This is a genomic window from Streptomyces piniterrae, assembly GCF_005048155.1.
Classification (GTDB): Bacteria; Actinomycetota; Actinomycetes; order Streptomycetales; family Streptomycetaceae; genus Streptomyces; species Streptomyces piniterrae.
This window is the reverse complement of the sequence record NZ_SUMB01000002.1, coordinates 676,412-702,946: the sequence shown is the minus strand read 5'-3', so window position 1 is coordinate 702,946 and position 26,535 is coordinate 676,412. Positions and strand designations below refer to the sequence as shown.

Annotated in this window: 23 protein-coding genes; 14 read left to right on the top strand and 9 right to left on the bottom strand. The window is 70.9% G+C overall.

Translation table 11 applies throughout. The features are described 5' to 3' along the window. Positions 1 to 22: 22 nt before the first annotated feature. Together FCH28_RS07440 and FCH28_RS07435 are read right to left on the bottom strand one after the other, a co-directional pair. On the bottom strand, positions 23 to 1,066 hold the full coding sequence (locus tag FCH28_RS07440) for a TAXI family TRAP transporter solute-binding subunit (RefSeq protein ID WP_246102501.1): 1,044 nt from the start codon (positions 1,064 to 1,066) through the stop codon (positions 23 to 25). 74 nt (positions 1,067 to 1,140) lie between these two features. Next, positions 1,141 to 3,477, bottom strand: coding sequence for an ATP-binding protein (locus FCH28_RS07435; RefSeq protein ID WP_136738878.1), 2,337 nt, complete (start codon positions 3,475 to 3,477; stop codon positions 1,141 to 1,143). A 182-nt stretch (positions 3,478 to 3,659) separates the two neighbouring features. Here FCH28_RS07435 and FCH28_RS07430 point away from each other — a divergent pair, with 182 nt between their 5' ends. Both FCH28_RS07430 and FCH28_RS07425 read left to right on the top strand, forming a co-directional pair. After that, positions 3,660 to 4,346 (top strand): alpha/beta fold hydrolase, encoded by a 687-nt coding sequence (locus FCH28_RS07430; protein ID WP_136738877.1) that lies wholly within the window; start codon positions 3,660 to 3,662, stop codon positions 4,344 to 4,346. 20 nt (positions 4,347 to 4,366) lie between these two features. Next, on the top strand, positions 4,367 to 4,783 hold the full coding sequence (locus FCH28_RS07425; RefSeq protein WP_136738876.1) for a hypothetical protein: 417 nt from the start codon (positions 4,367 to 4,369) through the stop codon (positions 4,781 to 4,783). A 170-nt stretch (positions 4,784 to 4,953) separates the two neighbouring features. Here the strand turns inward: FCH28_RS07425 and FCH28_RS07420 are convergent, their stop codons facing one another. Next, complete coding sequence (locus FCH28_RS07420; protein ID WP_136738875.1) at positions 4,954 to 6,912, bottom strand: LuxR family transcriptional regulator; 1,959 nt, start codon at positions 6,910 to 6,912, stop codon at positions 4,954 to 4,956. A gap of 143 nt (positions 6,913 to 7,055) precedes the next feature. Here FCH28_RS07420 and FCH28_RS37960 point away from each other — a divergent pair, with 143 nt between their 5' ends. The 3 genes from FCH28_RS37960 (at position 7,056) to FCH28_RS07410 (ending at position 10,477) form a co-directional block, all read left to right on the top strand. Then, positions 7,056 to 7,205 carry a hypothetical protein gene (locus FCH28_RS37960; protein ID WP_169314079.1) on the top strand — a complete coding sequence of 50 codons (150 nt, stop codon included), beginning with the start codon at positions 7,056 to 7,058 and terminating at the stop codon, positions 7,203 to 7,205. A gap of 283 nt (positions 7,206 to 7,488) precedes the next feature. Continuing rightward, positions 7,489 to 8,883, top strand: coding sequence for an APC family permease (locus tag FCH28_RS07415; protein WP_136738874.1), 1,395 nt, complete (start codon positions 7,489 to 7,491; stop codon positions 8,881 to 8,883). A gap of 166 nt (positions 8,884 to 9,049) precedes the next feature. Continuing rightward, the gene (locus FCH28_RS07410) at positions 9,050 to 10,477 is read left to right on the top strand and encodes an amino acid permease (protein ID WP_136738873.1); all 1,428 of its coding nucleotides are present in this window, start codon (positions 9,050 to 9,052) and stop codon (positions 10,475 to 10,477) included. 137 nt (positions 10,478 to 10,614) lie between these two features. Here the strand turns inward: FCH28_RS07410 and FCH28_RS07405 are convergent, their stop codons facing one another. Beyond that, positions 10,615 to 11,751 (bottom strand): substrate-binding domain-containing protein, encoded by a 1,137-nt coding sequence (locus FCH28_RS07405; RefSeq protein ID WP_136738872.1) that lies wholly within the window; start codon positions 11,749 to 11,751, stop codon positions 10,615 to 10,617. 526 nt (positions 11,752 to 12,277) lie between these two features. On the opposite strand from FCH28_RS07405, the gene FCH28_RS07400 reads away from it, so the two are divergent. The 9 genes from FCH28_RS07400 to FCH28_RS07360 all read left to right on the top strand — a co-directional run bounded on the left by FCH28_RS07400 (position 12,278) and on the right by FCH28_RS07360 (position 21,394). Beyond that, positions 12,278 to 14,671, top strand: a complete 2,394-nt coding sequence (locus FCH28_RS07400; RefSeq protein WP_246102564.1) for a sensor histidine kinase — start codon at positions 12,278 to 12,280, stop codon at positions 14,669 to 14,671. A gap of 25 nt (positions 14,672 to 14,696) precedes the next feature. Next, positions 14,697 to 15,128, top strand: coding sequence for a roadblock/LC7 domain-containing protein (locus FCH28_RS07395; protein ID WP_136739166.1), 432 nt, complete (start codon positions 14,697 to 14,699; stop codon positions 15,126 to 15,128). A 200-nt stretch (positions 15,129 to 15,328) separates the two neighbouring features. After that, positions 15,329 to 15,745, top strand: coding sequence for a DUF742 domain-containing protein (locus FCH28_RS07390; RefSeq protein WP_425471906.1), 417 nt, complete (start codon positions 15,329 to 15,331; stop codon positions 15,743 to 15,745). Then, a complete protein-coding gene (locus FCH28_RS07385; protein WP_136738870.1) occupies positions 15,693 to 16,307 on the top strand; it encodes a GTP-binding protein in 615 nt (204 codons plus the stop codon). Before FCH28_RS07390 ends, FCH28_RS07385 begins: the two co-directional genes overlap by 53 nt. 94 nt (positions 16,308 to 16,401) lie before the next feature. Further along, positions 16,402 to 17,058, top strand: coding sequence for a LysE family translocator (locus tag FCH28_RS07380; RefSeq protein WP_136738869.1), 657 nt, complete (start codon positions 16,402 to 16,404; stop codon positions 17,056 to 17,058). An 84-nt stretch (positions 17,059 to 17,142) separates the two neighbouring features. After that, positions 17,143 to 17,313 carry a 50S ribosomal protein L32 gene (gene rpmF / locus FCH28_RS07375; RefSeq protein ID WP_006601600.1) on the top strand — a complete coding sequence of 57 codons (171 nt, stop codon included), beginning with the start codon at positions 17,143 to 17,145 and terminating at the stop codon, positions 17,311 to 17,313. Between the two features lie 9 nt (positions 17,314 to 17,322). Continuing rightward, on the top strand, positions 17,323 to 18,504 hold the full coding sequence (locus tag FCH28_RS07370; RefSeq protein WP_136738868.1) for a GTP-binding protein: 1,182 nt from the start codon (positions 17,323 to 17,325) through the stop codon (positions 18,502 to 18,504). Positions 18,505 to 18,608: 104 nt separating this feature from the next. Beyond that, positions 18,609 to 19,271 carry a GNAT family N-acetyltransferase gene (locus tag FCH28_RS07365; RefSeq protein WP_136739165.1) on the top strand — a complete coding sequence of 221 codons (663 nt, stop codon included), beginning with the start codon at positions 18,609 to 18,611 and terminating at the stop codon, positions 19,269 to 19,271. A gap of 152 nt (positions 19,272 to 19,423) precedes the next feature. Then, positions 19,424 to 21,394 (top strand): APC family permease, encoded by a 1,971-nt coding sequence (locus FCH28_RS07360; RefSeq protein ID WP_136738867.1) that lies wholly within the window; start codon positions 19,424 to 19,426, stop codon positions 21,392 to 21,394. A gap of 23 nt (positions 21,395 to 21,417) precedes the next feature. On the opposite strand, the gene FCH28_RS07355 is transcribed toward FCH28_RS07360, so the two are convergent. The 5 genes from FCH28_RS07355 to FCH28_RS07335 all read right to left on the bottom strand — a co-directional run bounded on the left by FCH28_RS07355 (position 21,418) and on the right by FCH28_RS07335 (position 26,509). Next, positions 21,418 to 22,086: a GOLPH3/VPS74 family protein gene (locus tag FCH28_RS07355; RefSeq protein WP_136738866.1), complete on the bottom strand. Its 669-nt coding sequence runs from the start codon at positions 22,084 to 22,086 to the stop codon at positions 21,418 to 21,420. Positions 22,087 to 22,256: 170 nt separating this feature from the next. Next, entirely contained in the window at positions 22,257 to 23,156 is a 900-nt protein-coding gene (locus tag FCH28_RS07350) for a TauD/TfdA dioxygenase family protein (protein ID WP_136738865.1), read from the bottom strand. A gap of 31 nt (positions 23,157 to 23,187) precedes the next feature. Next, positions 23,188 to 23,556, bottom strand: coding sequence for a 4Fe-4S dicluster domain-containing protein (locus tag FCH28_RS07345; protein WP_136738864.1), 369 nt, complete (start codon positions 23,554 to 23,556; stop codon positions 23,188 to 23,190). After that, a complete protein-coding gene (locus FCH28_RS07340; protein ID WP_136738863.1) occupies positions 23,553 to 25,145 on the bottom strand; it encodes an FAD-dependent oxidoreductase in 1,593 nt (530 codons plus the stop codon). The genes FCH28_RS07345 and FCH28_RS07340 overlap by 4 nt, the downstream gene beginning before the upstream one ends. After that, positions 25,142 to 26,509 carry an LLM class flavin-dependent oxidoreductase gene (locus FCH28_RS07335; protein ID WP_136738862.1) on the bottom strand — a complete coding sequence of 456 codons (1,368 nt, stop codon included), beginning with the start codon at positions 26,507 to 26,509 and terminating at the stop codon, positions 25,142 to 25,144. The genes FCH28_RS07340 and FCH28_RS07335 overlap by 4 nt, the downstream gene beginning before the upstream one ends. Positions 26,510 to 26,535 lie beyond the last annotated feature (26 nt).

Here is a 26,535-nt window from a genome sequence, read left to right as displayed (position 1 = left end):
TCCGATGGGTCAGGGCAGGGCCCTAACCGTACGCGGAGCGGTAGTAGGCGACCGCGCCCTTGTGCAGCGGCACGCCGCCGGTGGAGATGGCGTAACGGGGCTCCAGCCGCGCCCCCGCCGTCACGTCCCGCAGCAGGTCGCGCCATTGGTCGAACACCACCTGGAGCAGTTCTTGCACCGCATCTGCCGGCACATCGGCCCGCGCCGTCAGGTAGTTGCCGACACCGATGGTGCCCACGGGCTCCCGCAGTCCGTACGCCCCTGCCGGAAGCGTGACGGTCGTGTACACCGGGCCGTAGCGCTCGCGCAGCGGGGCCACGAAGCCGTCCAGCGGCAGAAAGCGCAACGGCATGGTCCGTGCGAGCTCCGACAGCGTGGCAGTCGGCACGCCTCCGGACCAGATCAGCGCGTCGACCGTGCCCTCACGCAGTGCCCGCGCCGACTCGGTGAGGCCGAGCCGCAGCTCGCGCACCGCTCTGTCACCCGTCAGCCCGGCCGCCTTCAGCAGCCGGCCGGCCAGCACCTGGACACCCGACCCCGCCGCCCCGGCGGCGACCGGTCGCCTGGCCAGATCCCGCACCGTTCGCACGGGTCCGTGCGCGGGGACGACGAGGTGAGTGTAGTTCACATAGACCCGGGCCAGCGCCCTGACCGGGACCGGCCGGGAGAACTCCGCCCGGCCGTGCGCCGCGTCCTCGGCGACGTCGGCCATCGCCAGTGCCAGCTCCACCGAACCCCGTTCGAGCCTGCGCAGGTTGTCGACGCTCGCCGAGGTGGTTACGGGAACGATCTCCAGCCGGTGACCGCTCTTGCCGACGGCCGCTGCCAACGCCCGGCCGAAGGCGTGGTACGGCCCGCCCGGTGGCCCCGTGGCGAACCGCAGCCGACGCACGGGGTCGGACTCCGCCGAACATCCGGTCAGGACGGCGGCGAGCCCGCCGACGCCGAGCCCCAGCAGACTCCGGCGGTCGAGCCCCCGGCATGGTTCCGCCCCGGCCCACCTCTCGGGTTCCCTCGGAGCCGGTGCGCCGGGTGACGCTGTCCGCGCCGCGTCTGCGCTGGTCACGGCCGGAGTGTAACCGCGGGTCGCACCACGCGGCCATGGCTCCGGGGCGGCGGAAACGGGCGGCTGCGTCGCGGTCACGGAGCGGTAGGAGCGCTGTCGTGGGCGTCGGATCCGTGGTTCCTGGCGGCCCAGGCGGCGATCTGGGCCCGTGAGGTGAAGCCGAGTTTCGTCAGGATGTGCTCGACGTGTCCCTCGGCGGTGCGCCTGGAGATCGTCAGCTCGGCGGCGATCTCCTTGTTGGTCATGCCCTGCGCGACCAGCCCGGCGACCTGGCGTTCGCGGCGGGTCAGCGGCGCCGACGCCTCGTCGGCGGGCGGTGGCGGTGTGGGGGCCGAGGACTCTTCCAGGGCATAGGCGACGGACTGCTCCAGGGTGAGCCGCCCGCCCGCTTCGACTGCCGCGGCGTAGGCGGTGTCGCCGAGTTCGCTGCGCAGGGCGGCCTCGCACTGCTGGTGGCCGGCCTGGAGATGGCCGAGCCCGGTGAGCGCGGACCCGGCGACCCGCCAGGTCGCGTCGGCCGCGCCCAGCAACGTGGCGGCTCGTTCGGCGCGGTCCGCCGAGGACGCACACCAGCCCAGCACCTCCAGACACTGGGCCACACCCCACTGGTCGTGGGAGAGCGGTTTGTCCTTCAGCGCATGCCGGACCAGCGTGCCGGCCCGCCGGTGACGGCCGTGCCGGTAGTGATCCAGCCCCAGGACCCACAGCGCGTGGGTGCGCGACCACTGGGCATCGTGGGCCTCGCACAGTGCCAGGCACCGCTCGGCGTGGACGGTGCCGGCGGGATCGTCGGGATCGGGGCAGGCGGTGCTGAGCATGAAGGAGGTGACCGCGGCGTTACCGGCGTCCTCGGCCGCCTGATGTCTGGTGAGTGCTTCGGCCAGCAGCGGGACGGCCTGGCCGAAGGCTCCCTGGAACAGTGCCACGAGCCCGGCGAGCGTCACCCTGGCGCGGATCAGGTCCGGGTCCTCCCCCAGGGCGCTTTCGAGCACCCGAAACTGCTGTACCCGGCTGTCGGCCGCGCTGATATCTCCCTGCAGTACGGCCAGCAGACCGTCGACGAACAGGGCCTTCGCCCGCTGCGGGCTCGGCTCCTCGTCGATCGCGAGGGCGCGGCCCAGCCATTGGCGGCCCTCGTCGAAGGATCCGAAGCCGAGCCGGTGGATCCACATGGAGGCGGCCAAGCCCATCGCCTCCCGCCCCTGCCCGTGCTCGCCGAGACTGAACTCCAACGCCGCCTGCAGGTTGGGGTGTTCCGCTCGCAGCCGGGTGAACCAGGCCAACTGGTCGGGGCCGAACCATTCGGCCTCGGCCTGCTCGGCGACCGCCCGGTAGTGGTCGCGGTGCCGCTCCCGCAGCTTCTGCTCCTCACCCGACGCGGCCAGCCGCTCCCGCCCGTACTGGCGCAGTGTGTCCGGCAGCCAGTACCGCATCCGCGCCCCGCGCTCCTCGCCGGCCAGGACGGACTTGTCGACCAGGCCGATGACCAGGTCGAGTACGTCCCGCTGCCGGATGCCGTCTCCGCTGCAGACCCGCTCGGCCGCCGGCAGGTCGAAGCCGTCGGAGAACACCGACAGCCGCGACCACAACAGGCGTTCCTGGTCCGTGCACAGGTCGTGGCTCCAGTCGATCGCCGCCCGCAGCGTCTGCTGACGGGGCAGTGCGGCCCGGGATCCCGCGGTGAGCAGGGTGAACCGGTCATCGAGGCGCAGCAGGATCTCCTGCGCCGACAGGGCCCGCAGCCGGGCCGCCGCCAGTTCGATGGCCAGGGGAACGCCGTCCAGCCGACGGCAGATCTCGTGGATGACGGAGGTGTTCTCCCCGGTGAGGGCGAAGTCGGGGCGCATGGCGGCCGCCCGGTCGGCGAACAGGGCCACCGCGTCGCACAGTTCGGGGGACGGGCCGCCGTTTCCGGACAGCACCATCGAGGGCACCGGCAGCACCTGCTCCCCGGCCACCCCCAGCGTCTGACGGCTCGTCGCCAGCACCTGGAGGTCCGGAGCCGCCGTCAGCAAGGTGGCGACCAGCGCCGCACTGGCGTCCAGCACATGCTCACAGTTGTCCAGCACCAGCAGCATCCGTTCGCCGGCCACATGGTCCACGAGCCTGGCGAGCGGATCACCGATTGCTTCGTTGCCCAGCCGCAGGCGTGCCGCCACGGTCTGCGTCAGACGGTTCCCGTCCTCCAGCGCGGCCAGCTCCACCAGCCACACTCCACGGGGGAAGGACCGCTGCACCTCGGCGGCGACCCGCAGCGCCAACCGGGTCTTCCCGATCCCGCCCGGCCCGGTCAGCGTCACCAGACGCCCGCGCGACAGCAACGTCCTGGCCTGTGAGAGCTCATGCCGTCGCCCGATGAAACGGGTCATCTCAACCGGCAGCGTGCCGGCGCCCCGGACATTGCCGCCCATGCCCACACCGTAGACGTCCGCCGCGGACCAGGCAATCTCCCGCCGACCGGCCCACGGGGAGGCCAATTCTCACGGTGTTTCCGTGATCCACGGGGGCGTTGGTCTCGGCAGTCTTGTTCCTCGTGAGAAGCCCCCTCTCCCGCCGGGTGACGGGGGCCGTCCGTAGACGAACAGAGGAATCGATGACCGTGGCAGATGTGGTGCTGGTACATGGGTTGTGGTCCGACGGATCCAGCTGGAGCGAGGTCATCCCGTTCCTGCACGACGCCGGGCACCGGGTGGTGGCGGTGCAGTTGCCGCTGACCTCCCTGGAGGACGACGTGGTGGCGACCCGGCGGGTGCTGGAGCGGATGTCGGGTCCTGTCGTCCTGGCCGGCTGGTCGTACGGCGGCACGGTGATCACCAACGCCGCGGTGGCGGCGTCCAACGTGTCGGCGCTGGTGTATGTGGCGGCTTTCGCTCCGGACAAGGGCGAGAGCAGCTTCCAGATCCTGCAGAACTTCGGGGCCACGGTGGGCGAGGCGGTCCAGCCGTACGAGGACGGGCTCTGCGGGCTGGATCCGGACCGCTACCGGGAGGTGTGGGCTGCCGACCTGCCGGCGGTGCGCGCCGAGGTGCTGGCGGCGGTGCAGAAGCCCTCCGCTCTGACGTGTCTGGAGACTTCCTCCGGCGAGCCGGCATGGCGCTCGATCCGCTCCTGGTACCAGGTGGCCGAGCAGGACCGTGCCCTGCCGCCGGTGGCCCAGCGCTTCATGGCCGAGCGGATGGGGGCGGTGACCACGTCGGTGCCGGCCAGCCACTCCGCGCCGCATTCCCGTGCGCGGGAGGTCGCCGACCTCATCACCCGCGCCGCGGTCAGCACGGCCTGATGGGGCGTCAGATGGTTGACGTGATCAAGCGATCCGGCACGCGGGGGGCGGCGAACAACGATGCGCTGCTGCGCTTCGCCCTCAAGCTGGACGGCACCGTCTCCGGACTCGTCGCAGCGCTCAGTCTGCTGGGCGCCAGGGCGCTGGACCCGCTGCTCGGTCTGCCGTCGTGGCTGCACTGGGCCCAGGGCGGGTTCCTGGCGGTCTATGCCGCAGGGCTTTGGTACGCGGGCACCCGCCCAGCCGTCATCCGGTGGATCGCCGCCGGCGCCGTCGTCCTCAACGCGATATGGGCGGTGGGCTGCATAGCGATCATCGCAGCCGGGCCCGCATGGTTTCCGATCACCGTCCTCGGCGACGCCTACGTCGGCCTCATCGGCCTCGCCGTGATGGTGTTCGGCGCGATGCAGTACGCGGGGCTGGGGCGGGCCAGGTAAGCCGACAACCGGCCCTGCCCCGACGGCCGTTGAGGCCGTCGGCGACGGGCGGGGTGGCGGGACCGTGTCACAGAAACGGACCGTCCCACAGAAACGGCCCGTGACACGGAAACGGGCCCGCCACCCCGGCAGTGACAGCCCCCGGCCGCCGACGGAGATCTGCCGCCCGGTCACGACCCGCCGCTGTCGAGCAAGGGCGCCAACTCGCGTCTGCCGCCGATACCGAGCTTGCGGAAGGCACTGGTCAAATGGTTCTCGACGGTCCGCCGGGTGACGAACAGGGTCTCGGCGATCTCCCGGTTGGTCAGCCCCCGGGCGGCGAGCACGGCGACACGGCGTTCGCCGTCGGTCAACGCCGCCACGCCGACCAGATGTGCTCTGCGGGGCCGTGCGCCGAAGGCACGCAGTCGGTCACGGGCCAGGTCGGCGAGGCCGACGGCCCCGCACTGCCGGGCGAGGACCAGCCCGCGCAGGGCCACCTCACGGGCCAGCCGGGCGTGCCCGGCCTCGAAGCGCAACGTCCCGTACTCGACGAGCGATCGTGCCTGTTCGAGGGTGGCGCCGGCTTCTTCGAGCAGGCCGACGGATTCCTCCAGCGGCTTCAGGCCGGCCCGGCCGCGCGTCGTCATGCCGACGGCGCGCAGGCAGATGCCGAGGGTGCGCGGTGTGCCCCAGTCCTGGGCCTGCTCCAGTTCCTGGTGCGCCAGGCGTGCGGCCTGCCCTGGGCGGCCCAGTGCGAGGTGGGCGAGGGCGGCGAGGGATCTCCACGGGAGGATGGCGGGGTTGTCGCGTTGCCAGGCGATCTGACGACGCCCGCACTCCAGCAGGTCCTCCAGAGCCCGCTGGTGGTCACCGTGCGCCTGACGCAGCCGCGCACGCGCCTCCAGCAGGTGCGCCCACTGCCACACGCCGCCGTACCGCTTGGGGTCGGCATCGAGGAGCAGCGTCTCGGCCTCCGTGTGCCGGCCCGTCTCCAGCAGTACCCGCACGACACCGGCGGCCGCGAGGGGCACCATGGCGTCTCCGCGGACGGCCGAGGTCAGGTAGAGCCAGCGGCGTCCCGCGTCGAGGGCGGCAGCAAGGCGTCCGGTCCGGTAGGCCACCTCGCACCGGCCCATCGCGAGCAGCCTCTGCGCCGGAGCGCAGTCGTGCCATTGGCTCTGTTCCGACAGGCGGTCGAGGAAGTCCGTCGTCTCCGCCGGCCGGTCGCACCAGACCAGGGCCAGGGCGGCCAGGCCGGTCGCGGCCGTGAAGGCGTCGTCGTGCGGCTGTGCGGCGTCCAGCGCGTCCAGCGCGTCCCGAGCGCACCTGGCGACGGTGGCCGCGTCGGCGGGACGGCCGACCGCCAGAGCCGCCCGCAGCGCCTGCACCGCCCGTTCGCATGCGCGGTCGCCCGCACCGTCGTGATCGCCGTCGGGCGTCAGCTCGGTCAGCCTCTCGGTCGGCCACGGCCGCTTGTTCAGATCGTTCAGTTCGATCAGCGCACGCCGTAGCCGCAGGCCGAACGCGGCGCCGCCGCGCGGTGGATCGGCTGCGTCCAGCAGCCGGGCCTCGCGTTCGAGGAGCTCGCCTGCCTGGCAGCCGCGCTGTCCTCGTGCCAGCGCGTCGGCGAGTACGGGCACGACTTCCAGGCGGGCCGACGGGGTGGTGAGCTCGTCCAGCGAGGCGTACAAGTGGCGGACCGCTGCTGCCGGGTGGGCCGGTGCCTCGGTCCGTCCGAGTTCGGCCAGCAGCGCGCCCCGCCCTGCCGCGGGCAGTTCGCGCACCGCGCGCCGTAGGTACGTCACGGCCGTCTCGGTGTCACCATCCGCGGTGGCCAGGCGTGCGGCGGCACGCAATGCGCCGGCGACCCATGCCCTGCCGGCGGGCTCGGCGGCGAGCAGATGCCCGGCGACCTCCTCCAGCGGACCGTCCTGGTCGTGCAGCAGCCGGGCAGCCCGGTAGGGCGAGCAGGATCCGTCGGGCAGATCGGGCGCGTTGATGATTCCCCCTCGGTTGGGCGGGTGGCCGGCGTCGTGAGCCCGATGCGCTCGGCGGCACCGGCGGCGATGTCCGCGATCATGCGTGCCGGGCCCGAATCCTGTGAGGGGAGAACTACCCGTACGGATACGCGCTCGCGGGATACCCATGAGGCACCGACCACTCGTCCGGTCGGGGGCAGGTAGCGAGGATCCGGGTAGTGGTCCGCGTATATCCCCGCCTGTGTCGTCGGGCGGCGCTGTGCAGGCTGGATGTGTTCGCTCACCCGCGCCCCCACCCTCGGCAGACGATCATGGAAATCCCGCACCCGTCTCTCCCCCACCACACGTCGTGTCGGCTCGCGCACCGTCCGGAGGCGGTCCGGCACGCCCGCCAGATCGTCGGGTCCTTGCTGCACTGCTGGCAGCTCGCCGAGGACGCGGCCGCCTCGGTGCCACGCTGAAGGGGGCGTGGGCGGCCTCGTGCGACCGGGACGAGCGTGGCCGCGGCATGGATATCGTCCACACTCTGGCCACCGCGCACGGCACCCGCAGCCACGGGGACCTCACCACCCACTGGGCCCGCCTGCCTGCGGCGGAGCCGCCCGTTTCCCCCCTCGATCTTGACGCTTCCTCAGCGCATTCATAGCGATCCGCTGACGTATCGTTGACACCAGGTGAGCCGGGAAGTCTGGTCGGCACGAAGTGACTTCGTCCTCGTCGTCCGCCGTGAAAGGCCTTCCTGGTATGACTCTCCCCCAGGCCGATGTGGCCGCGGCCACCCCGCCCGTGCGGTCCCGCCGCGGGCCGCGCACCTCCGTGCTCTTCATCGCCTTCGCGTTCGCGGTGATCGCGGATCCGGTCTCCTCCGTCGCGTACGCCATCGAGGCCGCCCTGCGCGCGCTCCACGGTGACCTGGCGCTGCTGCTGCCCACCATATCCCTGGTGGTCGGCCTGGTCGTAGTGGTGACCGCCAACTACTGGCAGCTGGTACGCCGCTTCCCCAAGGGTGGCGGCGCGGCCGCCGCGGCCGGGCGGGCCTTCGGGCCACGGTGGACCTTCCTGCCGATCGGCGCGCTGGTGGTCGACTTCGTGCTGACCATCGGTATTTCGATCTCGGCCGCGGCCAGTGCGGCGATCGCGCTCTTTCCCGCACTCGCGGGTGCCCGTGTCCCGCTGGCGCTGGTGTTGCTGGTGCTGGTCGGCGGGCTGACCTGGTTCGGGCACGGCGGTCGTCTGCTGTTCGCTGCGATGACCCTGCTGTTCGTGGCGGTCTCCGTCGCCGTCCTGGTCCTCGGCTTCGTCGGTCCGCACGAGATCGGCCACGCCCCGGCCGGTACCGATGCGGGCCGGCCTGCCGCGCTGGCCGTCGTCCTCGCCTTCCCCGTCGCGATGGCCCTGGCCACCGGCGTCGAAGCGCCCTCCACCGCCATCGCCCAGCTCGGCCAGCTCGACGACGCCCGGCGCCGCCGGTTCGGCCGCGGCACCCTCGCCCTGCTCCTGGTCATCGTCGGCGGGCTGACGATCGCGCTCACCGTCCTCGCGCTGCGTCTGCACATCGGCATCCCGGTCGCCGAATCCACCCAGATCTCCGACATCGCACGCTCCGCCGCCGGACCCGGCTGGCTTTACGGGGCGTTCCAGCTGACCAGCTCCCTGCTGCTGCTCGCCGCCGCCAGTTCCTCGTTCCAGGCGGGCCCCGGTCTGCTCAAGGCCCTGGCCGGTACGGCCGGTGCGCCCGGGGTACTGCCGCCGGTCCTGGGCCGTACGAACCGGCACCACACCCCGTACTGGTCCGTCGTCGTCTACCTGCTCGCCGCCGGCGTGATCATCATGGCCGCGGCGGGTCAGGAGCAGGAACTGGTGCTGTTCTACGCGGTCGCCGTCTTCGTCAGCTTCCTGGTCGGCCTGGTGGCGATGGCCCGCTTCGCCCGCACGGAAAAGAAACCGGCCCTGGCCTGGGTCAACGCCCTCGCCGCGGCCGCGGTCGCGTTCACCCTCGTCGTGAACCTGCTGCGCGGCTGGCCGATGCTCTCCCTCGCCGCCACCCTGCTCATCGCCGGAGCCCTCTACGTCCGATGGGCCCGCGCCGGACGCCCCAGGGGCGTCGAGGACGTCGAAGCCCAGGCCGAAGCGGACTGATCCGACGGCGGCGCTGACTCCCCCTCAGATCTGACATCTCCATACGTGTCAGCTCCTTCACCATGTGTGAACGGTTCGTCCGAATAGCGGGCGTTAACGCCATACGGGCCACACCTCCCCGCAGACTCGTGCGGCTTACGAACGTCTCAAATGAACAGGCACGACCATGAGTCGGACAACCACCGGGTCACCTCAGACCCGGTCACCCCACGCCCCCTCGCAGGCCGTGCAGCACGACGAGTCCGTGTTGTCGCACGGCCTCAAGCAGCGCCATCTGTCGATGATCGCGCTCGGCGGCGTCATCGGCGCGGGCCTCTTCGTCGGCTCCGGAGCCGGCATCGCGGCGGCCGGGCCGGCCATCGTCCTCCTCTTCGTGGGTGCCGGCGCGCTGGTCATGCTGATCATGCGGATGCTCGGTGAGATGTCCGCCGCCCGGCCCTCCACCGGTTCGTTCTCGGTGCATGCGGAGGAGGAACTCGGCTCCTGGGCAGGGGCGACCTCGGGCTGGATGTACTGGCTGATGCTCTGCGCCGGTGTGGCCGCCGAGGCGACCGCGGCGGGCGCGATCATGCACACCTGGGTGTCGTTCATCCCCGCCTACGGCTGGGTGGCCATCTTCATGGCGTTCTTCTGCGCCAGCAATCTGACCGCGGTCAAGAACTTCGGCGAGTTCGAGTTCTGGTTCGCCGCCATCAAGGTCACCACGATCGTCGCCTTTCTGGTGCTCGGTGTGCTCGGCATTCTCGGGGTGTTCGGCAACGCGCCCGGTACGAGTCATCTCACCGGCCACGGCGGCTTCTTCCCGACCGGCGCCGCCGGTCTCGCCGCGGGGCTGCTGACCACCATCTCCGGGTTCGCCGGTCTGGAGACCGTCACCATCGCGGCGGCGGAGTCCGACCAGCCGAGCCGGAACGTGGCCCGCGCCGTGCGAACCGCCGTATGGCGTATCGCCGTTTTCTACATCGGCTCCATGACCGTGGTCGTCACCCTGGTGCCGTGGAACAACCCGAAGGTCGCCACGGACGGCCCGTACGTCGCCGTGCTCGACCGGCTCGGCATCCCGGCAGCCGGCACGATCATGCAGATCGTGGTGCTGGTGGCACTGCTCTCCGCGATGAACGCCAATATCTACGGCTCGTCGCGCATGGCGTACTCGCTCGTCAACCGGGGCCAGGGCCCTCGTATTCTGGGCAGGGTCACCAGGGGCGTGCCGGCGGCGGCGGTGCTGGCGTCCTGCGTGTTCGGCTTCGCGGCCGTGGTCGCCGGGATCGTGTGGCCGACCACCGTGTTCGCCTGGCTGCTGAACATCGCCGGCTGCTCGGTGTTGGTCGTCTGGTCCATCGTCTGCCTCACCCAGCTGAGGATGCGCCGCCGTTTGGAGCGCGAGGCACCCGAACTGCTCTCGGTGCGGATGTGGGGGTTCCCCTACCTGACCTGGCTCGCGTTCACCGCCATCCTCGGCGTGTTCGCCGTCATGGCCGCCGGCCCCGACGGCCGTCACCAACTCGCCGGCACGGCCGCCGTGGTGACGGCGCTGGCCGCCGCAGGCCATCTCAAGCAGCGCCGCGACCGGCGGGCCGCAAAAACCGCGTAAGGGTCCGGAGAGCAGGATCCCGAGGCATCTTCGTGAAGCTGGGACTGCCGGTCGCCGACGGCGGGCACCGTCGGGTCCTGGCAGTCCTCAGCTACCTGGACAGCATTACCGGTTGACCGCAGCGCACCCTCATGACGTCAGTCGCCCCAGATCCTGCGGTAGGCCTGGCGGTAGCCCTCGGAGTCCCAGGACACCGCACCACCGCTGTTGGCGGCGGTGGCGATGTGGACCGGGGCGACGTATCCGCTGTCCGGGGCGCCGGCGAAGGCGCGGTTGAACTCGTCGACGATCTGCCAGCCCTGTTCGGACAGCGGCTCGGGCACGGTGGCGGCCTGGAACTCCTTGCCGTTGACCCGCTGGAAGGCGGACGGGTCGCCGTCACCGGCACCGATGTTGAACGGGGCGCCGGCGCCGTCCTTGCCCGCGGCGCCCAGGGCGGGGGCGGCGGCGCGGAAGTACAGGTCGTTGATGGCGGCGGAATAGGTCCACTTGCGGCCGAAACGGGAGAGCAGCGAGCGGACTTCCTTGAGGGAGCGGCTGCTGGCTTGAGGGATGGGGATGTTGGTGTAGCTCAGCAGCTTGGTGCCGGAGCAGGTGGCGAGTTCCTTCTTGATCAGATCGGACTTGCGCTTCGCGAAGGGTATCGAGGCGTCGGTGAACAGGACGACGCCCGCGCGGCCGTTGGACCGGGCGATGATCCAGTCGGCGCTGATCTTCGCGACGTCCTCGACGCGGGAGGTGATGTTGCTGACGAGTCGCGGATCTTCACTGGGGCCGGGAGCTGCGGTGGCGTGCCAGCCGATCAGTGGAATCCCGGCCTTGTTGGCCTTTTTGACTTCCTCGGCGGCCATCTCGGGATCGAAGCCACCGATGACGATGCCGTCCGGCTTGAGGCCGATGGCCTGCTTGAACGCGGCCCGGATGCCCCTGGGCGTGCCCTGGCCGTTGATGGTGCGGGCGTGCCATCCGACGATCTTGGCGGCTTCCTGGACGCCTTGGGCGACGCCGGCGACACCGGGGTTGGTCAGGGTCTGGGCGATGAAGACGACGGACTTGCCGTGGACGGCCTGGGGCCCGGTCGTGGGGCCCTTCCAGGGGGCGTTGGCCTCCTCGGCTTTCTTGACGGCGTGCTTGGCCCTGGCGAGGACGGTGGGGCATCCGGGCTTGGACGAGCTGGTGTGGGATGCGGTGGAGCCGGCGCCGGGTTCACAGGCGGCGGTGGCCATGAGCAGGAGTGCGGCGGTTGTCGCGACCGCCTTGCGGTTGGGATGCACGGGTCTCCTCGCAGGGCAGGTTGAGGATTACGGGTTGGGGTGGGGGAGACAGGTTACGGGTGCCGAGGCGGAGCGGAGCATCGGCCTCCGGAAGGGACCGCGTACGTCTCCGGCGCCGAACCGGGGTGAGGAACAAGCCACCTGCGCCCCACTCCCCTATGGACACCACCCCGCTCCCCCACGGACACCGCCCCAATGCCGGCATGGCACATCCAATGGGGGCAATGGGCCAAAGGTGACAAAGAGTTGAATACCACTGGACCGTTGCTGGTCATGTGTTGCATGCGCATGCACAAGCGGTAATGTTCGCGGCCGGTCGGGCATGTGGCGTGATCTATTCGCTCGCATTTGCGGCGAACTTCGCATGCGTCACTCCCCCGTCGTCGGCGGTCGGCAACCACACCTCGGTCACCGCTCAGAAGCACATCGCAAGGAGGCCTGGGTGTCCGTGGACACAGTGGACCCGCCACCACACGAACCGGACCCGTCCGGGCGTTCACCGTTGCGGCCGCGGTTCAGTGAGCGGATGGGCGCCGTCCTGGACCGATGGCCGTTCCGACGGAAACTCAACGTTCTGGTGATCGCGCCCGTCGCGGTCGTCGCCGTGCTGCTCGGCATCGGCGTCAACACCCAGGTGGACAAGGCCCTGGACGCCAGGCGGACCGCGGAGCTGGTGCGCGACAGCGAGCAGGTCACCAGGCTGATCAACGACGTCCAGGCCGAACACCGGCAGGCGCTGCTGCTGTCCGTGGAGCAGGAGTCGGCCAGGCCCGGCACCGCGCTGCCGTCCACCGCCGACTACCGTCGGACGCAGCAGGACACCGACGAGCAGGTCAACGCGGTGCATTCGGCGTTCGGGGCGGGCCTGCCGAAGAAGGAAGCACAGGCCCTCGAGTACATCCGGGGCCTTGCCGTGCTGCGCGACAAGGTCGAGCGGGGCTCGGTGCCGGCCGCCGGCATCGACCCCGCGTACGCCGCCGCGGTCGGCTACCTGATCGACGGCATCGGCCTCGATCGTTTCGTCGGCACCTCGTCGTCCTCGGTCACCCGTCTTCTCGACGCGGTACTGCGTGCCGACGCCGCCCACGCGGCCTTCGAGAGCGGGGTGTTCTCCGCCCAGACCCGGGATGCCAACGCGCTCACCGAGTACACCCGCGCGGTCGGCGCCCACAAGCTCTACGAGGAGCAGACCGAGCGCTTCGGCAGGATCGCCGACCCCGACCAGGTCCTGCGCCTGGGCGGGATCGAGCGAGCCGCCGAGGAGAACGGCGTCGAGGCCCAGTTCGCGGAGCTCCAGATCGATCCGGGCTCCCTGCAGGGCCAGACGCCGCAGCAGCTGCGCACGGCGATCAGCGCCGGAACCCGGCAGGCCCAGGCCCGCCTCGACATCACCCGCTCGCTGATCGACCAGATCGCCGCCCGCGCCGACGGTCTCTCCCGCGGCTCCCTGCACAACGCGCTGGTGATGCTCGGCCTCGCCCTGCTCGGCTTCGCCTGCTGGCTGGCCTTCTCCGTCCTGGTCCGGCGCTCGGTCGTACGTCCCCTGGCAGCCCTGACCGGCGCCGCCCAGCAGGTGGTCGACGTGGCCGGCGAGGAGCTCGGCAAGGTCGAGGACGACGAGTCGGCGGACAGTACCCCGCTGCGGCCGCGGCCGATCCCGGTCCCGGTCCGTGACGAGATCGGCCACCTGGCCGAGGCGTTCAACCAGGTGCAGGTCACCGCCGCGGCACTGCTGGAGCGGCAGGTGCTCAGCCGCCGCAACGTCGCCGAGATGTTCGGCAACGTCGGACGCCGGGTCAGCAACCTCACCTCACGCCAGCTGCTGCTGATCGACGCCGTGGAGCGAGAGGAGACCGACCCCGACGTCCTGGAGCGGATGTACCGCATCGACCACATCGCGGTACGGCTCCAGCGCAACGCCGACAGTCTGATGCTGCTCGCCGGTATCCGGGATCCCGAGGTGGAGGCCAGGCCGACCAGCCTGGTCAACGTCATCCGGGCCGGGCTCGGGCAGATCGAGGGATACCAGCGGGTGTCCCTGCGGTCCGAGACGGAGGTCACCGTCGCGCCCGACGTCGTCGACGATCTGACGCTGATGCTCGCCGAACTGCTGGAGAACGCGGTCTCGTTCTCCCCGTCCGACACGCCCGTCGAAGTGGTCGTCCGGCCCGGCACCGACATCACCTCGGACGGTGGTGCCCTGATCGAGGTCATCGACCACGGACTCGGAATGAGCGCGGAACGCCTCGACGAGGAGAACTCCCGGCTGGTCCACCGCGAGCGGCTCGACCTCGTACCGACCAAGGTCCTCGGCCTGTTCGTGGTCGGAAACCTCGCCCGGCGCTCGGGCATTCGGGTCACCCTGAGCCGCACGCCGGGCGGCGGGGTCACCGGCACCGTCTGGCTTCCCGCCACGCTGCTGCTGGACGTGGGCCCGGCCACCGCGCCGGCCCCGGCAGCGAGCCGTGCCGCGGCCGTGTCGGAGCAACCGACAACGCCCGAGCGGGAGTTGGCCGCGCCCGAGCCCGAGCTGGTTCCCGAGCCCAAGCCAGAGCCCGAGTCCGAGCCAGATCCCGAGTCCGAGTCCGAGTCCGAGTCCGAGTCCGCACCAGCCTCCGCTGTGCCGCTGCCGGTACGGGTCCCCGCCATCGCGTCCGAGCCCCGGCCGGCGCAGTCCGCGCGTCCGCTGCGACGGCGGGTACGGGGCGCGACGCTCGACATGACCACACCGACGGCCGACCGAGGGGCCCAGGCCGTGCGCGGGCCCGTCGACGCCGACGCGGTCCGTTCGGAACTCGACGAATTCGAAGCCGCCGTACACAGGGCAGAGCAGGAGACCGCTGCTGCCCCGACGGACCCAGCCCCAGCGCAACACCAGCAACCCCGGAAGGAGTCGGGCAGTGACGACGCCGACAGGTAAGAGCGGTTCCGAGCGGGACGAGCCCATGGATCTGACAGCCGCCGCGGCCGACTTCACCTGGTTGCTCGACCGGTTCGCCACCCAGACCGCCGGCGTCGTCGACGCCATCGCGGTGTCCTCCGACGGCCTGCTGATCGCCGTCTCCCGACTCCGTGAGCAGGCCGACTCCGAGCGGCTGGCGGCGATCGTGTCGGGCGTCACGAGTCTGGCGGCCGGTGCGTCCGGCAATTACGGACTCGGTGGCCTCAACAAGGTCATCATCGACCTGGAGGGCGGCCATGTGCTGGTGTCGGCGATCGGCTGCGGTGCCGTCCTCGGGGTGGTGACCTCGAAGGAGGCGAAGCTCGGCAACATCGCCTACGAGATGACCCTCTTCGCCAACCGGGCCGGGAGCGCGCTCACTCCCCAACTGGTGCTGGAGCTCAAGAACAACGCCGGCGCCGCACCGGCCCGCTGACCCGTCGCACACCACGGAGGCAGGGATGCGGGCGCCGAGGAGAGGATCACGATGACCGCCGCCGGTGAACCAGTGCGGGCGCCGAGAAGAGGACCATGATGACCGCCGGTGAACCAGGACCGAACGAGGATGGGGGTCCCCCCTGCGCATGGGGGTCCCCCCGCTCGAGCGGAGCCGAGAGTGGGGGAGGAGCCGAGAGCCTGGGGGACGGCGGCACCCGGGGCTCTTCGGAGCCGGCCGGCCGGGCTCCCGCGATCCGGCCTTTCCTGCTGACCGCCGGCCGGGTGGCGGGCGGCGGCACCGGCCCACCGCTCCCGGTCGAGACCCAGGTCGTGGCGACCTCGTCCGGGCTCTCAGGCCTGGACTCGCTCGCCTTCGAACAACACGACCTGGTCGCCGCCTGCCGACACCCGCAGTCGGTGGCGGAACTGGCCGCCCGGCTGCACCTCCACCTCAATGTGGTCCGGGTGCTGGCGCAGGACCTGTGCACCGCCGGGCATCTGGCGGTGCACGTCCCGAACGCCAGGACAACCCAGGACATCTCCGTACTGCGAAGGGTTATCGATGGTCTCCGTGCCGTCCCCGACTCACGAGGCACACTCCGTGACAGCGGTTGAACAGCCGCCGCTGCCGGTCAAGTTGGTCATCGCCGGCGGCTTCGGCGTCGGCAAGACCACGGCCGTGGGCGCGATCTCCGAGATCCGGCCACTGACCACGGAGGCCGCCATCACCGAAGTCGCGGCGGGCGTGGACGATCTCTCCCACACCCCCGGCAAGACCACCACCACGGTCGCCATGGACTTCGGCTGTATCACCATCGACCCGACGCTGAAGCTCTACCTGTTCGGCACGCCCGGTCAGGACCGGTTCGGGTTCATGTGGGACGACGTGGTCCAGGGCGCTCTCGGCGGTCTGGTGATCGTGGACACCCGCCGTCTGGACGACTGTTACGCCGCGGTGGACTACTTCGAGCACAAGGACATCCCGTTCGCCGTGGCTGTGAACGCCTTCGACGGCGAGGTCCACCACAACCTCGACGAGGTGCGGTGGGCGCTGGACATCTCCGACCACGTACCGCTGACCGTCTTCGACGCCCGCCACACGGGCTCGGTCCGCGACGCCCTGCTGGTCGTACTCGATGTCGCCCTGTCCCGCGCGGAAGACACCACGGCGAACTGACCCGCCGCCTCCGCCCGACCGCAGCCAAGAGTTTTCTGCCCGATTTCGGGCAGAAAATGGGAAGTTGACGGCTCCGGCAGTACAGTGACCGCTCATGATCACTGCCTCCGCACTGGGGTCCTTCGCGCTGATCGTGGGACTTCTGACCCTCACACCCGGTCTCGACACCGCCCTCATACTGCGCACCGCCGCCCTGGGCCACCGCAGACGCGCTTGGGGCGTCGTTCTCGGCATCCAGACCGGCACCCTCGCCTGGGGTGTGCTCAGCTCGCTCGGCATCACCGCCGTACTGACCGCCTCCCACCTCGCCTACGCGATACTCCGGTGGGCGGGAGCGGCATACCTGGTGTGGATGGGAAGCCGGATCCTGCTGCCAACACTGCGCCGACACCCCAAGACGGATACCGCCCCAACCGACGCCGCGGATGAGCCGGATGCCCCGGACGCGAAAGACGGCTTCGCCCGAGGCTGGCGCCGAGGGGCCGTGACGAACCTGCTCAACCCGAAGATGGGCGCCTTCTACATGGCCGTCCTGCCGCAGCTCATCCCGGCCGGCGCCGCGCATCTGCTGGCCGGCACCCTGCTGGCCGGCGTACACATCGTGCTCGCCTCACTCTGGTCGGGCGTACTGATCGCATGCGCCCAAGCGCTCCGCGGCACCCTGCGACGCCCGTCGGCGCGCCGTGTCCTCGATCGGATCAGCGGGACGGCGATCGCCGGCTTCGGCGTCCACCTCGCCCTCGACGGCTGAGCCTCACCACCTCCGGGGCACAGTTTGATAATGGCATCCATTTTCATATAGCGTGGCCTCACCCCAACAACGCAGGAGGTCGTCATGGCCGTACCCAAGCGGAAGATGTCCCGCAGCAACACCCGTCACCGCCGCGCCCAGTGGAAGGCCACGACTCCCCAGCTCGTGCCCGTCACCGTCGACGGCACCCCGTACCTCGTACCGCAGCGGCTGGCCAAGGCGTACGAGCGCGGGCTGCTGCGACCGGAGAGCTGAGCCGGCGGCATGACGCACAACCGACTGCCCGTCACCGTCCTGTCGGGCTTCCTCGGAGCCGGCAAGACCACCCTGCTCAATCACGTCCTGGCCAACCGGGAGGGCCTGCGCGTCGCGGTCATCGTCAATGACATGAGCGAGATCAACATCGACGCGACCCTGGTGCGCGGCGGCGAGGCCGCCCTCTCCCGCACCGAGGAACGCCTGGTCGAGATGACCAACGGCTGCATCTGCTGCACCCTGCGCGACGATCTGCTCGAAGAGGTCGACCGGCTCGCCCGCGAGGGCCGCTTCGACTACCTCCTCATCGAGTCCAGCGGCATCTCGGAACCGATGCCCGTCGCCGCCACCTTCGCCTTCCCGCGCGATGACGGGGCGACCCTCGGTGACCTCGCCAGGCTCGACACCATGGTCACCGTCGTCGACGCCGCCAACTTCCTGCCTGAGCTCAACGGCGGCGACGGGCTGGCGGAGCGGGGCCTGGACCAGTACGAGGAGGACGAACGCACCGTCAGCGACCTGCTGATGGACCAGATCGAGTTCGCCGACGTCATCGTCCTCAACAAGACGGATCTCGTCGATGCGGACAGTGCCGGCCGTCTTCAGGCCACGCTCGCCCGCCTCAACCCGGCCGCGCGTATCGTGCCCGCTCGGCACGGGCAGGTGAACGCCGGTGACATCCTCGGCACCGGGTCGTTCGATCTGGAACGGGCCCAGCTGGCCCCGGGCTGGGTGCGCGAAATCAACGGCGACCACGTACCGGAGACCGAGGAGTACGGCATCTCCAGCACGGTCTTCCGTGCCGACGCGCCCTTTCATCCCGGCCGCCTGTGGACCTTCGTCACCGAGGAACTCGACAGCGGCGCCTACGGCCGCATCCTGCGGTCCAAAGGCTTCTTCTGGCTGGCCAGCCGCCCCCACGTCACCGGGTTGTGGTCGCAGGCAGGCGCGGTCGCCCGCTTCGAGCCGTCCGGCGCCCGCGCCGTCGGCGACAGCCAGGGCCAGGAACTGGTCTTCATCGGAACGGAGTTGCGCGCCGAAGCGCTGCGAGCGGCCCTGGCCGACTGCCTCCTGACCAGCGGGGAGCTGCCCTGCGACGATCCGTTCCCCCTCTGGGACACCTACGGAATCGACGACGCCTGCGAGCACGAGCACGAGAGCCAGGACCTCGGCCTGGTCGCGCAGGCCTGAAAGCTCCGGTCCTGAAAGCTCCGGGTCCTGAAAGCTCCGGGTTGGGCGGTGGTCGCAGCCACGGCACCGCCCAACCCGGTATGCACGACGGTCTGTACGCCGGTGTGATCGAACTGTCCGCCGACCAACTCCCCGCCCTCCACCGCTGGTTCGCGGCCGGTCCCCCGGCGGCGACAGCGCTGGCCGAACATGCGCTGGTCTCGGGAGTCGGTCGCTGGTGGGCCGACCGTGCCGTCGATCCGCGTGCCATAGCCGTGGCCTGCGCCGATCATCTGCCGCTGCCCTGGGAGCGCATGGCGTACGTCCACCGCGTCCCCGTGTCGCCGCCACGCCCGCCCCTTGGTGTGACGGTGCGTCGGCTGACTCCCGAGGACGCCCCCGCGCTCGCCGCACTGGGTCCTGACACGGCGTGGATTCACGCCAGTTGGGGCGGCCCGGCAGGCCTCGCCGGGTCGGGACACGGCTGGGCGGCCTTCGCGCATGGCCGTGTTCTCGCGCCGGCCTGTACGTACTTCCGTGGCAGCGGATTCGAGGACGTCGCCTGTGTGACGGCTCCCGAGTACCGCCGCCGGCGCCTCGCCCCGGCCTGTGTCACCGCCCTGTGCAAGGACATCGCCGCCCGCGGCCACACCCCGAGCTGGACATGCTCCCGCGACGACCGCCCCAGCCGGCTCCTTGCCTGGACCGCCGGATTCCGGCTGGAGCACGAGTACGTCCACCACTTCACCGGACGACCGGCGCGGCGCGTTGCCGGGATCATCGGCTGAGCACCACCCGAGTGCAGTCGCCATCGCCATCCATCCGGGGACACACGGCCGCCGAAGTCACGAACACCAAGGCGAATCCACTCCGGATGCGTACCCTGACCTGGCCGTCTCCTCGATGGCTGGATCTTTTCGCGGTACGACAGGAGCACACGATGGCCGCCTCCGCCCCTGCCGGTCCGTCGCCCGGGGCCGCGGTGCGGCATCGTTTGCGCGCCTGGATGCTGGAGGGCCTGGCCGACATGGCCAAGCGCCGCCCCGGACCGCATGCCGGACCGCAGGGCGCCCATGAGGGGCAGCGGTGGTGGCGGGTGATGTGCCTGACCGGTGTGGACTACTTCTCCACCCTCGGCTATCAGCCGGGTATCGCCGCCCTGGCCGCGGGGCTGCTGTCGCCGGTCGCCACCATCGTGCTGGTCATCGTGACGCTGGCCGGCGCGCTGCCGGTCTACCGGCGGGTGGCGAAGGAGAGCCCGCACGGCCAGGGGTCGATCGCGATGCTGGAGCGGCTGCTGTCCTTCTGGCAGGGCAAGCTGTTCGTGCTGACCCTCCTGGGGTTCGCGGCCACCGACTTCCTCATCACGATCACCCTGTCGGCGGCCGACGCGTCCACCCACCTGGTGGAGAACCCGCATGTCAGCAGCGCCCTGCACGGCCGGCAGATGCTCATCACGCTCGTCCTGGTGGCCCTGCTCGGCGCGGTCTTCCTCAAGGGGTTCCTGGAGGCGATCGGGGTGGCGGTGGCGCTCGTCGGCCTCTACCTCGTACTCAACGTGGCGGTGGTCGTCGCCGGGCTGTGGCATGTGGGCTCCGCTCCGCATGTCATCACCGACTGGTCCCAGGCGCTGACCACCGAGCACGGCAACGCGCTGGCGATGGTCGGAGTTGCCCTGCTCGTGTTCCCGAAGCTGGCGCTGGGCCTTTCCGGCTTCGAGACCGGTGTCGCGGTGATGCCGCATATCGAAGGCGACACCGGCGACACCGAGGAGCGTCCCACCGGGCGGATCCGGGGCGCGAGAAAGCTGCTCACCACCGCCGCCGTGATCATGAGTGTTTTCCTGATCCTCACCAGCTTCGTGACCACCCTGCTCATCCCGGCGGACGCGTTCAAGCCGGGCGGGGAGGCCAACGGGCGCGCGCTGGCCTATCTGGCGCATGAGTATCTGGGCTCCGCCTTCGGCACCGTCTACGACATCTCCACCATCGCCATCCTGTGGTTCGCCGGCGCCTCCGCCATGGCCGGTCTGCTCAATCTCATGCCGCAGTACCTGCCGCGCTACGGCATGGCGCCCCACTGGGCACGAGCCGTGCGCCCGATGGTGCTGGTCTTCACCCTCGTCGCGTTCCTGGTGACCTGGATCTTCAACGCCGACGTGGACGCCCAGGGCGGCGCCTACGCCACCGGCGTCCTGGTCCTCATCAGCTCCGCCGCCATCGCCGTCACCATCGCCGCACGCCGCGCCCGCCAGCACGGCTGGACGATCAGCTTCGCGGTCATCGCCCTGGTCTTCCTCTACACCACCGTGGCGAACATCATCGAGCGGCCCGACGGTGTGAAGATCGGTGCCTGCTTCATCGCCGGCATCATCCTCGTCTCCTTCCTCTCCCGCCTGGCCCGCGCCTTCGAGCTGCGCGTCACCAGCGTGGTGCTGGACGAGATGGCCGAACGCTTTGTACGCGATACCGCCCACCGCAAGATCCGCTTCATCGCCAACGAACCCGACGCGCGCGATGTGGCCGAGTACCGCGACAAGCTCCAGCAGATTCGCACCGACAACGACCTGCCGACGTCGGAGGACTGCATCTTCGTCGAGGTCACCCTCGGCGATCCCTCCGAATTCGAGAGCGAACTGCGGGTACGCGGTGAAGTGCAGCACGGCCGCTACCGCGTGCTCCGCCTGGAGAGCTCCACCGTCTCCAACGCCCTGGCCGCGCTGCTCCTGCACGTACGCGACGAGACCGGGCAGCGGCCGCACATCTACTTCGAGTGGACCGAGGGCAACCCCCTGGCGCAGTTCCTGCGCTTCTTCCTCTTCGGCCAGGGCGAAGTCGCCCCCGTCACCCGCGAAGTCCTCCGCGAAGCGGAACCCGACCGCGAGCGCCGCCCACGCGTGCATGTCGGTTGAGCCGACGGCACGGCATCGACGCACTAACTGCCAGACGCGGCAGCGCCCACGGTGACCGCCACGACCACCGCGCCCTGGACGGCCCGGACGGCGTCCCGCACCGCTGTCGCGGCCCACGCGCCCTTCGACAGCTCCTTGATCCGGGCCTTGCGGCCGGCGGCGGGCACATCAGGGAAGAGGCGCCGGGACAGACCGCAGGCGTCGACCAGTGCCACCAACGCGGCCGTCCGCGCTTCGACGGGGCCGGCCCCCATCGCTCCCACGAGTCGCCTGCGCGCCTCGGCGGCGGGCTGCGGGTCGTTGTCGACCCAGCGGGGCACCGGGAACAGGCCCAGCACACGGTGTGGCTCCTCCGCCAGCACCCCTCGCTGCGCGAGGCCGGTGAGCAGGCGGGTGTTCACCTCGCGCGACTCGGCCTTCTCCACCCACCACTTGGGCTTGCGTGCACGCGACTCGGCCCGGATTCGGGCCACCAGCCGGTCGAGTTCCGGATGCGCCGCGCGCTCCGCGTCCGCGCCAGCGGACTCGTCCGCGACCAGGCGCCCGTCGCGGACGCCGATCTCGCCCCGCAGCGCCAGCTCGATCAGCAGCGCCCCCGCGACACCCCGGGTGGCCGTGATGCTGTTCAGCAGACTTCTGCCGTCGGAATCGCGGCCGACCAGAAGGAGTTCCTCCGCCAAGATCAGATCCATGGCCCAAGCTTACGAGCCGGAGCGGTTTCACCCGACCGGCCCGCACAGTGCGGCTACATCTTCCTCGCGGCCGGTGCGCGCGAACGGGGTCGGCCGCCGGCCCTGGCTGACCGCCTCCGCCAGGGCGGCGCAGGCGATCAGCCAAGTGATCAACGGGCGTCCCGCGTGCGTCAGGCCGCGGCGGGTGTGTAGTGGCCGGCGTCATCGCCTTCGATGGCGCGGCTGGAGGTGCCGTCGATGCCCGCCGGAGCGTCCCCGGCGACGGTCACCCGGTGCAGCAGGCGGGGCAGGTCGCCGTAGTCGTCGGGGGCGTAGTGCTGGGTGATGCGGTTGTCGAACAGGACGAGGTCACCGGGTGTCCAGGCCACCCGGAGGATGTTCTCAGGGCGTGTCACATACGACTGGAAGATACGCAGCAGGTCCCGGGACTCGGACGGGCCGAGGCCCTCGATGGTCTGCGCGAAGCCGCCGATGAACAGGCCTCGCTCCCCCGTCTCGGGGTGCACGCGTACCACCGGGTGGGCGGTGCGGTACTTGCGCGAGACGAACTGCTTGCGGTGCTCGGCCGCCTTGTCGGTCTTCGGGGCGGCGTAGTCGTAGTCGTTGGTGTGCACCGCCCACAGCTTGTCCGCCAGCTCGCGCAGCGGCTCGGGCAGGTCCCGGTAGGCCCCGGCCGAGTTGGCGATCAGCGTGTTGCCGCCGTAGGGCGGGACGACGATGCTGCGCAGGGTCGAGGCCTTCGGGGGTGTGCGGACGAAGGTGACGTCGGTGTGCCAGTGGTTGGCGCGGATGCCCTCGTCCCCGTCGACCGGCAGGATGTTGGGCTGCCCGTCCACGGACGGGACGGTGGGGTGGGCGGTGGTGAGTTCGCCGAAGAGGGAGGCGAAGCGCAGCTGCCCGGCGTCGTCCAGCTGCTGGCCGCGGAAGACCAGCGCCTTGTGTTCCAGCAGTGCCGTGTTGATCTCGGTGACGATCGCCGGGTCGAGGTCGGTGGAGAGGTCGACGCCGACGATCTCGGCGCCGATGCGTCCGCCGATCCGGCGGATGTCGAATCCTGTGCTGGTGGTCATGTGCAGGTTCCTTTCAGGGGTTTCGGCCGTGTCAGGAGGTGATGGGCAGGGAGGTTCCGTTGGCGCCGGGCGGGTTGAGGGGCGGTCCCACGGCCAGTCGGGCGCCGGGGGTGCGGCCTTGCCCCCAGCCGATGCGGCGGCGGTAGCTGCCGAGCAGGCCGGCCCGGTCGAGACCGTCCTCGTCCCGGACGGCGGGTTCGTCGGGCAGGGGGTATGACTGCGGGGCCACGTAGAGGGCGTCGGCGGGGCAGTTCGCCTCGCACTGGAAACACGTCTGGCAGTCCGTGTGGCGGGCCAGGACCGGGATACCGTCCTCGCCCCGGTCGAAGACGTTGGTCGGGCAGACCTTGATGCACTTGTCGCAGGCGATGCAGCGCTCGGCGGAGATGAATTCGATCACGAGGCCGCCTCCAGGAGTGCGGCCACGGGCTCGGCCCGCGTCCACACCTCGTCGAGTCCGCCGCTGACGATGCGGTGGCGCTGTCCGGGGTCCTGATCGGGGAAGTCGAGTCGCCGTGCCATGCCGCGGCTCTCGGTGCGGGCGAGCGCGGAGGCGTACATCCAGCGGGCGTGTGCGGTCATCGCCGCGGCCTCGCGGGCCCGTACGACATCCGGTCCCGTGCCGCGCAGTGCGGAGCGGGCCTCGTCCCAGGTGGCGTCGAGGGCGGTGAGCGAGGCGGTGAGGGTCGTGCCGTGGCGCAGGTAGTTCTTCTCGTACGGCAGGATCTCGGCCTGCACCGCCGCGATCACCTCGCGGTGGGCGGCTGCCGGGCCCGGTGTCCGGGTCGGCCGGAGACCCGCCCCGCCGGTCGGCGTGAGTCGGCGGGTGCCGGCCCGGCGCCCGGACGACAGCGCGTACCGTGCCGCCCCCTGGCCCGCCCAGATGCCCGACGAGATGGCCCAGGCGGCGTTGTGGCTGCCGCCCCCGGTGAAGCCACCGCAGATCAGCTCGCGGGTGGCGGCGTCCCCGGCCGCGTACAGCCCGGGGACGGTGGTGGAGCAGTCGTCATCGGTGAGGCGGATGCCACCGGTGCCCCGCACCGTGCCCTCGGCGAGCAGTGTGATCGCGAACCGGTCGGTGAACGGATCGATGCCGAGCCGGTCGAAGGTGAGGAAGAAGTTCGGCTGGGCCAGCCGCATTCCGCGCCGGGCAGAGGCGTCGGCACGGTCGAGGCGGCAGTACACCTTCTCGTGCAGCAGAGCGCGGGCGATCACCGACCGGCCGCCCTGGCTCGCCGCGCCTTCCAGGACGGTCCCGTCCTCGTGGTAGAAGGTCGCGAACGAGTAGAAGGCGGTCTTGGTGACCGAGGTGCCCTCGGGGGCGATGCCGTAGGCGTTGGAGAACTCCATGCCGGACAGCTCGGCACCCGTCTCGGCGGCGAACAGGGCACCGTCTCCGGTGTTCACGTTGCAGCCGAGCGCTCCGCTGAGGAACGCGCAGCCGCCGGTCGCCAGGACCACGGCGCCCGCCCGCACCCGGTAGGCCTCACCCGCCTGCCGCCGGTAGCCGCGGGCCCCGGCGACCGCTCCGGACGGGTCCGTCAACAGCTCGGTGACCGGACTGTGGTCGAGGACGCGCGCGCCGGCCCGCTGGACGCGAATGCGCATCCGGCGCATGTACTCGGGCCCCTGGAGGCCGTTTCTGAGCTGGGTGCCGTCCGGCCCGGTGGGGAAGGGGTACCGGCCCGCCGCGGCCAGTTCGTTCATGCCCGCGTACGTCTGGTCCAGGACGCGTTCCTTCCAGCGGCGGTCGTCGAGGTATCCACCGAGCTTCTCCCGGCTGGTCATGGCCGCCTCGCGCGCGACGGGGTCCGGCGGGACGTACCAGACGCCGGTGCCGCCCGACGCGGTCGCGCCGCTGGTGCCGCAGTAGCCCTTGTCGGCGAGAACGACATCCGCTCCGGCCTGGGCCGACTTGAGCGCCGCCCAGGTGGCGGCGGGGCCGCCGCCGACCACAAGGACGTCCGTGGTGAGGTCGAGGCCGGTCATGCCGGCTGTCCCTCGGCGGCGGTGGCGGAGGGGGCGAGCCGGCCTTCGGGGCGGGGCAGGCCGTAGTGCTCGCGCAGGGTGCGTCCGGTGTACTCGGTGCGGAACAGGCCCCGGTCCTGGAGGATCGGCACGACGTGGTCGACGAAGTCCTCCAGGCCGCCCGGCAGATGCGGCGGCATGACGTTGAAGCCGTCGGCGGCGCCCTGTGTGAACCACTCTTCGAGCTGGTCGGCGATCTGGTCCGGCGTCCCGGCGAACACCCGGTGGCCGCGCCCGCCGCCGAGGCGTGCGATGAGTTCGCGCAGGGTCAGTCCGTCGCGCCGGGCCAGTTCGGCGACCAGCGTGAATCGGCTCTTGTTGCCGTTGATGTCCCGCTCCTCGGGCAGCTCGGGCAGCGGCCCGTCCAGCGGCAGCCCGGTCAGGTCGGTGCCGAGCATCCCCGACAACTGGGCGAGTCCGTACTCCGGCACCTGGAGGTCGGTCAGCTCCTGTTCAAGGGCGCGGGCCTCCGCCTCCGTCGAGCCGATGACCGGGCAGATCCCGGGCAGGATCTTCAGGTCGTCCTCGGAACGTCCGTGGCGGGGGAGGCGGTTCTTCACGTCCTTGTAGAAGGACTGCCCGTCGGCGAGGCTCTGCTGTGCGGTGAACACGGCCTCGGCGTACTGGGCGGCGAACTCCTTTCCGTCCTCGGACGACCCGGCCTGCACCAGCAGCGGGTAACCCTGCGGGCTGCGCGGCACGTTGAGCGGGCCCTGTACGACGAAGTGCTCCCCCCAGTGGTCGATGGGCCGCACCTTCTCGTCGTCCACGTAGATCCCGCGCGTACGGTCGAGCAGGATCGCGTCGTCCTCCCAGCTGTCCCACAGCTTGGTGGCGACCTCGAGGAATTCCCGCGCCCGGTCGTAGCGCAGGCTGTGTTCGAGGTGCTCGTCCTGGCCGAAGTTGCGGGCCTCGTCGGCCGTGCCGGAGGTGACGATGTTCCAGCCGGCGCGCCCGCCGCTGAGGTGGTCGAGGGAGGCGAACTTCCGGGCGGTGTGGAAGGGCTCGTTGAAGGTGGTGGAGACGGTGGCGATCAGGCCGATGCGTTCGGTGACCGTCGCCAGGGCGGACAGCAGTGTGAGCGGTTCGAAACCGCCGAGCGCGTTGTGTTTGACCTTGCCCCACAGGGCCAGGCCGTCGGCGAAGAAGATGGAGTCGAGCTTGCCGCGTTCGGCGGTCTGCGCGAGGTGTTGGAAGTAGCGCAGGTCGGTGACGCGTTCGGGCTGGGTACGCGGATGTCGCCAGGCGGCGTCGTGGTGGCCGGCGTTCATCAGGAAGGCGTTGAGATGAAGGCGGCGGGGGCGAGGAGTGCTGGTTGCGGGCATGGAGAGTCCTTCCGGGTTCCTTGCGC